A 10,688-nucleotide genomic window follows, 5' to 3' on the forward strand; every position below is an offset into this window, starting at 1 on the left:
CGGCGCCGCCAACGCCGCCGCGTAGGAAATCAATCCCTGCGTCATGGCAGTGCCGAGCATGCCTACGGCCAGCATGCCGATCAGCAGCCAGGCCGGCGACGATGCCAGCCCGACCGCGACCAGCGCGGCAAACAACAGCAGCAACTGCGCCAGCGTCAGACGACGCCGGTCCAGCAAATCGCCGAGCGGCACCACCAGCACCAGGGCCAGCGCGGAACCGAGCTGGGTTGCCGTCACCACCACGCCGACCGCCGCCTGGCTGAAACCAAACTCCGCCGCCAATGCATCCAGCAGCGGCTGGGCATAGTAGACGTTGGCGACGCTGACGCCGCAGGCCATCGCAAACAACAACACCATGGCGCGCGGCATCACGGCGGATGCACGCTCCGGGCCAGCCTCTTCGAATCGGCACGCACCCGCTCCGCCCTCGTTTTGCGCCATTGCCCCGCTCCTTTTCACTGTCGTCATTTACCGCTGCAATTGGTTTCAAATTAAAACCAGTTGAAGTGTAGGCGAGCGAGTTTTAAAATGCAACCATCAGACATGCACGAGGAAGCGGCAATACGATGGCCAAGCGGAAAAGTCTCATGAGCGATCCCTGCCCGGTAGCGCGGTCGATTGACGTGGTCGGCGACCGCTGGGCGCTGCTGATCATTCGCGACGCCTTCGACGGCATGCGCCGCTTCGGCGAGTTCCAGAAGAGCCTGGGCGTGGCCAAGAACATCCTGTCGGCACGGCTGCGCGACCTGGTCGATGCCGGCATCCTCGACGTCGCCCCGGCCTCCGACGGCAGCGCGTATCAGGAATACCTCCTCACCGCCAAGGGCAAGGGACTGTTCACGGTGGTGCTGGGCCTGCGCCAGTGGGGTGAAGGCCATCTGTTCAAGAAGGGCGAATCCATCGCTCCGATGGTCGACCGCGACAGCGGCAAGCCGATCCCGAAAATCACATTGCACACCTGCGAGGGCAAACCGCTCAAACCGGAAAATGCCTTCGTCAAAAGAAAAGCCCGGGCTTGATGCCGGGACCATTATTCGTGCAAGATGCCACCCAATGACACTGGCGGCCTTGCCGCTGCACTCCCGCCTCTTCTACCTTTCACCTACATTTCACCTACATTCCACCCATCGAAAGCCAACATGAACAAAACCCTGCTGTGCGCCCTGCTCCTGTCGTTCGCCGGCCACGCCGCGGCCCAGCAAGCTGCGGAAGCCGACTTTCCCGACCACCTGCGCGGCGACATCGGCCCGGGCGTGTTCCGCCTTGAACGCAACATTCTCGGCAAGAGCGACGTCACTCAGGTCCTGCCGTACGCTTATTTCGACTACGGCCGCTTCTTCGCGCGCCTGGATACCTTCGGCGTCAAGACCGTGAAATTCGGCGCGGGCTATCTGGAACTGGCGGCGCGCGTCAACTTTGATCACATGGACGCCGAGCGCGGCCTGAATCGTCGCTCCAACTCCGTGCCGCTCGGCATCGGCACCTTGCAGGAAACCCGTTTCGGCGCGTTCTTCCTGAATGCCTTCTACGACGTCAACAAGTCGCACGGCACGCTGCTGGAAGCCGTCTACGCGGCGCAATTCGACCTCGGCCGCGCCAGCTTCTACCCGCAAGTCGGCATTGAGCGTCGCAGCAGCAGCTACAACAATTACTTTTACGGCGTTACCGGCCAGGAATCGACTGCCAGCGGTTTCCGCGAATACCATGCCGGCGCCTCGACCACACCGATGCTGGGCCTGACCATCGAAATGCCGGTGGCCGAGAACTGGGTCGCCAACGTCACCTTCCGCCGCAAATGGCTGGGCAACGGCATCGCCAACAGCCCGATCGTCAACCACAGCACCGAGAACATGGGGCTGGTGGCGATCAACTATCACTTCAAATAATCCGGCACGCGTCGGACGAGCTTGCTCGTCGCCTCTGAATCCGCCATTACGCCCCGGCCGATGACTTCAGAAGCGATGCGTTGCACCGATGTTGATCCCTGCCTGCGCGCCGCTTTCCGAGTAGGAATTGACGGCGTTCGACACGCCGACCGGCTGGCTGTTGCTGGCAGCGGCATAAGCGCCCGTGGCGTAAAACGTGGTGCGCGCCGACATGGCGTAGCTGAGGCGCACGGCATACATGGTCGGAGTGCCGTTGTTGCCCTTGGGATCATTGCGCAGGTCGACGTGATAGACCGCGCCGCTCACCGTGGTCGCCGGCCACATCAGGTAACTTGCGCCAATCCACACGAAGTCGCTGCGCACGTCCTTGCTTGCGGTGAGAGCGTGCCTGGCATATCGACGATAACCGGCAAAGAATTTGGCGAGCGCTTGCGCATAGGAGCCGGACACTTGGATGTTCGAGGCCTGGTCGTAGCCGGGGAAGGCCAACTTGCTGTTCTGCCGATCGAATGTCAGCACGCCGGTCACGCTGCCGCCGAGATACTGCACCCCGGCCGAATACCTGGCATTGCTGGCATGGCTGCCGGCCGACTCGCCCAGGCCGTAGCTCCCGCCGAGACGGTAAGCGCCGAACTTGCCTTCATATTTCACCACGTTGGAGATGCGGCCCAGGATGCCGTCCTTGCGATCTCCGCGCATGTGCGTACTGGCCCCGGACCAGGAATAGTGGTTGCTGAGAGGATCGTTGATCGAAAAGTCGCCGGTCGTGCTTTCGCTTCTTCCGATCAGCACCTTGCCGTAAGACCCCGCCAAGCCGACATTGGCCTGCCGGTTAAAGAAGCTGTGGGGATCCGAGCCGTCGCCGCTGTCGGCCAGGAAACCGCCTTCCAGCTGAAAGAAGCTCTGCATGCCCCCGCCCAGGTCCTCGACGCCCTTGAAGCCGATACGCGAGGTGCTGGCGCCGCCCGATTGCAGTCGCAGCAGGCTGCCGCCGCGACGGCCGGCGTTATTGAAATACTCCATGCCGACGTCGATCACGCCATATATCGTCGCCGAACCGCCTGACGAAGCGCCTTGCGCGGACGTCACTCCGGAAAACATCAGGACGCTCGCCAAGAGCGCCGCAACGGCACATTTTTTTGTCATGGGACACCAAGAGATACCAAGTGGACAGGAATTGCATCGGATGCCGCCCGGCCTCAGACAGCAGCGGGCACAACCAGGCGTATGCTATTGAAGCAACATGTCAGACTCGTTACATTTTTGTGTGACGACAACACTTCCCCGGGGACAACGCAAATCGATGGAGTTTTTCGAAATCGACAACGCAAAGAACGAAATATTTACGTCGGCAAAACAGAACTTATTCGCCAACATGGAGAGCGCCGGCTGTGCGCCCAGAACCGAGCGCGCGAGGCCGCATGAAATGAGTTCCTGTAATATGCGACTTCTTATTTCTCGCGTGCCGGACTTGCCGGGCGCACCACGCAAAGGCCACTGCTCCAATGAAAAAAATCGCCACCTGGAACGTCAACTCCCTCAAGGTCCGCCTGCCCCAGGTACTGCAATGGCTGGGCGACAATCCGGTCGATGTGCTGTGCCTGCAGGAAACCAAGCTCACCGACGACAAATTCCCGCAGGCTGAAATCAACGCCGCTGGTTACGAGGTCGTCTTCAGCGGGCAAAAAACCTACAACGGCGTGGCGATCCTGTCGCGCCATCCGATCGCCGACGTGGTCAAGAACAATCCGCTGTTCGAGGATGAACAGCAGCGCATCATCGCCGCCACCATCGAAGGCGTGCGGTATGTCTGCGCCTACATTCCCAACGGCCAGGCGCCGGATTCGGAGAAGTATCAATACAAGCTGAAGTGGTTGGCAGCCCTGCATACATGGCTCGCGCAAGAGCAGCAGCAACACGAAAAACTGGCGCTGCTGGGCGATTACAACATCGCGCCGGAAGACCGCGACGTGCATGACCCGGCCGCCTGGGTCGGCCAGAACCTGGTGTCGGAACCGGAACGCGCCGCCTTCTTCCATCTGGAGAAAATGGGTTTCACCGACGCCTTCCGCAAATTCGAGCAGCCGGAAAAACTCTTCAGCTGGTGGGACTACCGCCAGATGGGCTTCCGTCTCAACAGGGGATTGCGCATCGACCATATCCTGCTGACCGCGCCGCTGGCGGCGCAATGCACGGCGTGCGTAATCGACAAGGTGCCGCGCAAGTGGGAGCAGCCGTCGGATCATGCGCCGGTGATTGCGACGCTCGATTTTTCCTGACCGCTGACGACGTACCCGACCAGTTGGCGGGTACGTTTTCGAGAACCGCGCAGCTCGATGCTGCTAGTCGTCCTGGAGGGGACTCGCGCCTCCGGTGACCGCCTGGCCAATTTTGAAAAATACCTCGGTGTTGTCAAACACCCCCGTAAACAGCCGTGAGCCGCGACCGAAGGCAGACAGCGGAATATCCGTCGCGGTATGCGATGCCGAGTGGCCACCTATCTGGCCGGTAATGGAAAATCCTTGACCTTGATTGCGCGCGCCGGCGTTGGCAGGATAAGTATTGAGCGGCACATGAGCGGCAAACGGCTGGTCATCCATCACAGGTTTTTCGTTTGACCGCCACGTCTCGCGTCGATCTGCATTCGAACCGTAGCCGATCAGGATTTTGTTGGCAATGTCGGTCGTTTGGGGGTAACCGTCAGGCATGATCTGGTATTGCGGAAAGCCCGCTGAATCGTACACATGGACGATCTGATCGCGATCTTTGCTGGTCGCAGTCCCGTCGTAGGCATGATCGCTTGAATTGGCGCTACCAATGATGGAAGCGCCTGCCGTTTCATGATCCGCAGTAACCAGCACCAAGGTATCGGTATGCTGGCGGGCGAAGTTCTGAGCAACTTCCACGGCGCGGTCGAATTCGAGCGTCTCCAGAATCCAGCGATCAGAATCCATTGCATGGGCCTGCTTGTCGATCGAAGCGCCCTCGATCATCATGTAAAAGCCGTTGGGTTGTTTGGCCAGCACCGTCAGCGCGGCTCTTGCCATTTCGTCGAGCATGGGCTGATCGGGAAAACCGAAATCATTGACGACCTGGCCGGCGCCGCGTCGGCCTGCAATTTTGTCATACGCAACGTTCATATTGCCGTACGAAAAAAGACCAAGCAACTTGCCTGATCGGGCGGCAACTGCGGTCATGCTCGCCGCGTCCGGCGCGTAGCCAAATCCCGCCCGCTGAAAATCGGCGATCAAATCGCGCCCCGCATCTCTGTCGCCCTTAGCCGCGCCCCAGCCGGCGACGACGTCGTCAGGCAAGATCGCATCGCTTCCGGAGAGCCGTTGCGATCCATTTACCGGCTGCGGATTGATGCTGTCATCCCTGTTCGGCAGAAACCATTTTCGCCCTCCGCCCATTAACACAGTCAAGCCCGTCAGCTCGCGATCATCCAGAAACTGATCCACGATACCGGTGCCCGCACTGCGGTTGGCCGTATGAACCGCATTGGCCGCCGGGGTGGCATCGGAAACATCGGCAGTTGTCACGATGCCCAACGCCTTGCCGAACTTGCGATGCAGATATTCCGACAGATATTCAACACGCGGATTGTCGAATGCATCCAGCGTCTCATCCGGCCATACGCCCTCCTGGGCATTTGCGGCTTTGTTGCCCGTCACGTAGTTCGACATGCCGGGCGCGGAATCGGTCACGATGGAATTGAGGGACGAGGTCATCACAAGACCGGTATAGGGAAAGGTGTCCATCGCCAGCGGCTGGTTCGCCTTGCCCTGGCTATAGCCTTTCGCCACAATGCGCGCCGCCGTGCGATGCGTGATCCCCATGCCATCGCCCAGCAGCAGAATGACATTGCGGGCCGGTCTGCCGTCGCCGGTCAACAGCGGCACCACTTCAAAACTCCCTTTTGCGCGCGCCTGTTTACCGTCGGACTGGGTTGCGGTCACGCTGAGGATATGTTTGCCGGGTTGATTATTGCTGTAAGCGCGCAGCGAAACAACGGCGGTGTCCCGGGGCATTCCTTTGACCAGGCCCTGTGTGACGATGCTAGTCCGTGAGGCCGGCACCAGGATCGGCACGCCGTCGACGGCAAATTCAAAACGCGTAATCGTCTGACCTGGATCAGGTTGAACTGTCGCCTGCAAATCGAAACGCTGGTCAGGCAAAAAACGAGCAATCATCGGGTAATCGCGACCGGTGCTGAACAGCTCGGACGGCGGCGTGAGCCGGGAAACAAGCGGTGTGGCCTGAGTCAGGCCTGTGGCCAGCAAAAGCAAGACAAGTCGAACAAATCGAAAAAAACGGTTCAGCATTGACATGGAAACGCCTCAATAAATCGTACAAAAGTACGGACGGGTTAGTGGAACGTGCAAGCACCCCGCTGCGTTTTTCGCAGGCGCCCATTTTTTAAGTGCTGCCTGAGATTAACATGTCAATATGACAACTTCATGTCAGCCGCACCGTGCACTCGGGATGCTGAAATCAGCCGGACTTTGGTCAAAGCTACCAGCGACAGAATCCGAATGCTTGCTCAAATCCACACGTCGTTGGCGCGCGTACGCTCGCTTTCTTCGGCACCGGTATTGACCACGCCGCGCGGCTCGACCAGCAGGATGCAGGCCTCTTCTTCGGCATACGGCTTGTGCTCGACACCCTTGGGGATCACGAACATCTCGCCCGCTTTCAGATGCACCGCGCCGTCGCGGAAGTCGATGCGCAATCTGCCATCGATCACGATAAAGACTTCATCGGTATCGGCGTGGTCGTGCCAGATGAAGTCGCCCTTCACTTTCGCCAGCTTGAACTGGTAGTCGTTCATTTCAGCGATGACGCGTTGCGACCAGTGCTCGCTGAACAGCGAAAGCTTGTCGGTGAAATTGATGGCGCGGTATTCGCGCAGGTTGATGGCGGCTGACATGCTGGCTCCGTAGGTAAGTAACGGAGGCAAGCCTACGCGAGCGAAACGCCGCGGTCTTGAACGATCGTGCAACTTGCGCGGCAACCGGGGGATCAGGTTCCGTGCCGCATGATGCGCAGCCAGTGCGCCGGTGCAATACCGTAGGTCTTGGTGAACAAGCGCGTCATGTGGCTCTGGTCGGCAAAGCCGGACATGGCGGCGGCGTCCGCCAGCGGCAGGCCCTGCGCCATCAGGCGACGCGCCATGTCGAGCCGGCGCATGCTGAGGTAGCGATAGGGACTGGTGCCGAAGAAGCTGCGAAAGTCGCGCGTCAGGCTCCAGCGATCGCGGCCGCTGGCTTGCGCCAGCTCGTCGAGCGTGAGTGTACGGTCGAGCGCGCCGTGAATGTATTCGCGCGCCAGCTGTGCTGCGCGGAAGTCGGCGGCATGGCGCCGCGGCCGTTTGCCGGATACCGCATCCAGCGCACGCGCCAGCTCGAAGATGCCGTCGTCCTGCTGCAGGGGTTCCACCTCGTCGTCCATGTGCAGCAACAAATTGCGCACGGCGCCGAACAGGCGTGGATCGGTCGAGATGCCGCCTTCGATGAACGGCAATGCGACACCGCCGAGTGCGTCCTGCAGCAAGGACGGTTCGATGTACAGCATGCGATAACGGAAACCCGCTTCGCTGCCGGCCTGGCCGTCATGCGGCTCGTCGGGGTACAGCGCCATGGTGTTGCCGGGCAGGCTGTGGCGCATCGACTTCTTGTACTGGAACGACTGCACCCCACCCAGCGTGATACCGATGGCGTAGGTGTCGTGGCGATGCATGGCGTAGCCGCGTCCGTGGAAAAATGCCTCGATGCGCTCCATGCCGGACGACTGCGACCGCAGTATCCAGTCCTTGCGCTTTTGCTGGCGGGGGCGGAGCGGGGCCACAGTGATTTACTCTTCGCGTTTCTTGGCGAGCTGTTTTTCAAACGCGACGTCAAGCTTGCTGATGCGCTTCGGCTTTTGCGGTCCGTAGGCATTGACGAAGGCGACGAACTCATCCAGCGGCAATGGTTCGCAGAGTTTTTCAGCCGGATTGTCGGGTGTGCGCTGGAGCAGGTAAAACAGCTCGGCCGAGGTGCGGCCCATGGAATACTGCCTGGTACCTGCACGCGTGTTGAGGCGCTCGATGGCGCCGGTTGCTCTGGTCGATCTGGCCATGTGTACTCCTTAGAGGATCAGCTGCCAATAGGCGACGTCAATCCATTGATCGAATTTCCTGCCGACCTGTGCGAAATGGGCGACTTTCACGAAGCCCATTTTTTCGTGCAGGGCGATGCTGCCGGGATTCGGCTGGGCAATGCCGCCCATGACGGCATGGACGCCGCGCGCCTTCAGTTCGACAAACAAGGCGCGGTACAACTTCGTGCCGACGCCCTTGCCGCCGCTGTCCCTGGCCATGTAGACAGAACTCTCGACGGACTGCTGATAGGCCTTGCGCGCTTTCCATTTGGTGGCGTATGCATAGCCGAGGATACGGCCGTCTTCTTCATACACCAGCCATGGAAACATGGCAGACACCTCGACGATGCGCTGCGCCATTTCCTCGGTGGAAACGGCTTCCAGTTCAAAACTGATGGTCGTCGTCAGAACGTAGTGGTTGTAGATCTCGCAAATGGCGGCGGCATCGGCCGTCGTGGCCGGGCGTATCGAGGTAGTCATGAAAGCTGGGAAGAAAGTGCGGTAACACGTAGTGTACCCAAAATGACGACGTCCGGCGCAGGGGCCGGACGTCGTCGCTGCCGCTCCAGCCTATTTCTAGGCTTGCAAGGCCGCTTTGATCTGCTGCAGCGAGGTCGGATCTTCGATGGTGGTCAGGTCGCCCGGATCGCGTCCCTCGCAGATGGCCTGGATGGAACGGCGCAGCAGCTTGCCCGAACGCGTCTTCGGCAGCAGGCTGACGAAATGCACGCGCGATGGCCGGCCGACGGCGCCGATCTGCTTGTCGACCACGCGCATGATTTCTGCCTCAAGCGCCTGGCGACCTTCCGCCGTGGCGACGGCGTCGGCCTGCTTGGGGATCACGAAGGCGATGGCGACCTGGCCCTTGAGCTTGTCGTCGACGCCGACCACGGCCACCTCGGACACGTTGGCATGGCTGGAAATACTTTCTTCGATCTCGCGCGTGCCGAGGCGATGACCGGCGACGTTGATGACGTCGTCGGTGCGGCCGAGGATGAAGTAGTACCCGTCTTCATCGCGGATGCCCCAGTCGAAGGTCGAATACACCTGCGTCCTGAAGTTGGACCAGTAGGTGTTGACGAAGCGCTCGTCGTCGCGATACACGGTCTGCATGCAGCCCGGCGGCAACGGCCCTTCGATCACCACCACGCCCTTCTCGTTGACGCCGCACAGTTCGCCGGTGGACTCGTTCATGATGTGCATCTTGTAGCCGTACAGGGGCACGCCCGGACTGCCCAGCCGGGTCGGTTTGTCGTCCACGCCCTTGGCGATGGACAGGATGGGCCAGCCGCTTTCGGTCTGCCAGTAGTTGTCGATCACCGGCACGCCGAGCGCACCCGAAATCCAGTTCGAGGTGGTCTCGTCCAGCGGCTCGCCGGCCAGATAGAGACTCTTGAGCGATGACAAGTCATACCGCGTCATGCATTCGGCCGGCTGCTTCTTTAGCACGCGGATGGCGGTCGGCGACGAGAACATGCGCGTGACCTTGTACTTCTCTACCAGGCTCCACCAGATGCCGCCGTCCGGCTTGTCGCCCGCCAGCACCGGCAGGCCTTCGTACAGGATGGTCGCCATGCCGGCCATCAGCGGCCCGTAGACGATGTAGGAATGGCCGACCACCCAGCCGATGTCGGAGGTGCAGAAATAAGTCTCGCCGGGATTACCGCAGAATATGTAGGACATCGACGCCGCCAGCGCCACTGCATAACCGCCGACGTCGCGTTGCACTCCCTTCGGCTTGCCGGTGGTGCCGGAGGTGTAGAGGATGTAGGACGGCTCGTTCGATTCCAGCCAGGCGACCGGCACGTCGGCATCGAGGTATTGCGCGCGCAGGCTGGTGTAATCGACGTCGCGTCCGGTGGTGCGCGGCATCTCGGCCAGTCCGCGATCGGTCAGCAACACATGGGCCGGCTTGTGTTGCGCCAGCCGGATCGCCTCGTCGAGCAAACCCTTGTACGCCACCACCCTGCCGCCGCGCGAGCCGGCATCGGCCGACACGATCAGCGTCGGCTGCGCATCGTCGATGCGCGTCGCCAGACTGGTTGACGCAAAACCGCCGAACACCACCGAATGCACCGCGCCGATGCGTGCACACGCCAGCATCGCGAACACCGCCTCGGCAATCATCGGCATGTAGATCAGCACGCGGTCGCCGCGCTTGACGCCAAGCGACAGCATGATCGCCGCCATTGCGCTGACTTCGCGATGCAGCTCGCGGAAGGTGTAGGTCTTTTCGGTATTGGTTTCGGTCGACACTGCGATCAGCGCGGCCTGATCGGCGCGTTGCGCCAGATGACGATCAACGGCGTTGTGGCACAGATTGGTCTCTCCGCCGATGAACCAGCGCGCGAACGGCGGGCGTGTGTAATCGCGTGTTTTGGTGAACGGTGCATGCCAGTCGATGCGCCTGGCTTCATTGGCCCAGAAGGTATCCGGGTCGTCGATGGACTGCTGGTAAAACGATGCGTAACTCATGATGTCTCCTCATGGCAATCGGATGCGCACCGACCTTGTCAGGGTATCGCTGCGAGCGGTGTGCTGCGTCTTTGCGCGGCATTCATCTGCTTGTTGTGTGTTGCGCTTTACTGTCGCAGAACATGCTTACGTGCAGCTTAATCTGCTTCCTGCCGTTCAAAAAACAAAAAGATGTTATCGATTCTT

The 10,688-nt window shown here is 60.6% G+C and carries 11 protein-coding genes; 3 read left to right on the plus strand and 8 right to left on the minus strand.

Going from position 1 to position 10,688, the window contains the following annotated elements:
* Window positions 1–369, minus strand: a 369-nt coding sequence (locus tag HLUSI_RS0110765; protein WP_162098063.1) for an MFS transporter, incomplete at its 3' end; no start/stop codon positions are given.
* Between the two features lie 197 nt (window positions 370–566).
* On the opposite strand from HLUSI_RS0110765, the gene HLUSI_RS0110770 reads away from it, so the two are divergent.
* Window positions 567–1,019 carry a winged helix-turn-helix transcriptional regulator gene (locus HLUSI_RS0110770; RefSeq protein ID WP_016833989.1) on the plus strand — a complete coding sequence of 151 codons (453 nt, stop codon included), beginning with the start codon at window positions 567–569 and terminating at the stop codon, window positions 1,017–1,019.
* Between the two features lie 120 nt (window positions 1,020–1,139).
* The gene (locus HLUSI_RS0110775; RefSeq protein ID WP_016833990.1) at window positions 1,140–1,886 is read left to right on the plus strand and encodes a MipA/OmpV family protein; all 747 of its coding nucleotides are present in this window, start codon (window positions 1,140–1,142) and stop codon (window positions 1,884–1,886) included.
* Between the two features lie 66 nt (window positions 1,887–1,952).
* On the opposite strand, the gene HLUSI_RS0110780 is transcribed toward HLUSI_RS0110775, so the two are convergent.
* On the minus strand, window positions 1,953–3,032 hold the full coding sequence (locus HLUSI_RS0110780; protein WP_016833991.1) for a porin: 1,080 nt from the start codon (window positions 3,030–3,032) through the stop codon (window positions 1,953–1,955).
* Window positions 3,033–3,391: 359 nt separating this feature from the next.
* On the opposite strand from HLUSI_RS0110780, the gene xth reads away from it, so the two are divergent.
* Window positions 3,392–4,165 (plus strand): exodeoxyribonuclease III, encoded by a 774-nt coding sequence (gene xth, locus HLUSI_RS0110785; protein WP_016833992.1) that lies wholly within the window; start codon window positions 3,392–3,394, stop codon window positions 4,163–4,165.
* 63 nt (window positions 4,166–4,228) lie between these two features.
* On the opposite strand, the gene HLUSI_RS0110790 is transcribed toward xth, so the two are convergent.
* The 6 genes from HLUSI_RS0110790 to HLUSI_RS0110815 all read right to left on the minus strand — a co-directional run bounded on the left by HLUSI_RS0110790 (window position 4,229) and on the right by HLUSI_RS0110815 (window position 10,502).
* A complete protein-coding gene (locus HLUSI_RS0110790; RefSeq protein ID WP_029363381.1) occupies window positions 4,229–6,217 on the minus strand; it encodes an alkaline phosphatase in 1,989 nt (662 codons plus the stop codon).
* A gap of 212 nt (window positions 6,218–6,429) precedes the next feature.
* Entirely contained in the window at window positions 6,430–6,816 is a 387-nt protein-coding gene (locus HLUSI_RS0110795; protein WP_016833994.1) for a cupin domain-containing protein, read from the minus strand.
* Window positions 6,817–6,908: 92 nt separating this feature from the next.
* Entirely contained in the window at window positions 6,909–7,667 is a 759-nt protein-coding gene (locus HLUSI_RS0110800; RefSeq protein WP_016833995.1) for a helix-turn-helix transcriptional regulator, read from the minus strand.
* Between the two features lie 72 nt (window positions 7,668–7,739).
* A complete protein-coding gene (locus tag HLUSI_RS0110805) occupies window positions 7,740–8,006 on the minus strand; it encodes a hypothetical protein (protein WP_016833996.1) in 267 nt (88 codons plus the stop codon).
* Window positions 8,007–8,015: 9 nt separating this feature from the next.
* A complete protein-coding gene (locus HLUSI_RS0110810) occupies window positions 8,016–8,507 on the minus strand; it encodes an arsinothricin resistance N-acetyltransferase ArsN1 family B (protein WP_016833997.1) in 492 nt (163 codons plus the stop codon).
* A gap of 96 nt (window positions 8,508–8,603) precedes the next feature.
* Entirely contained in the window at window positions 8,604–10,502 is a 1,899-nt protein-coding gene (locus HLUSI_RS0110815; protein ID WP_016833998.1) for a propionate--CoA ligase, read from the minus strand.
* Window positions 10,503–10,688 lie beyond the last annotated feature (186 nt).

The sequence above is a fragment of the Herbaspirillum lusitanum P6-12 genome (assembly GCF_000256565.1).
Classification (GTDB): Bacteria; Pseudomonadota; Gammaproteobacteria; order Burkholderiales; family Burkholderiaceae_D; genus Herbaspirillum; species Herbaspirillum lusitanum.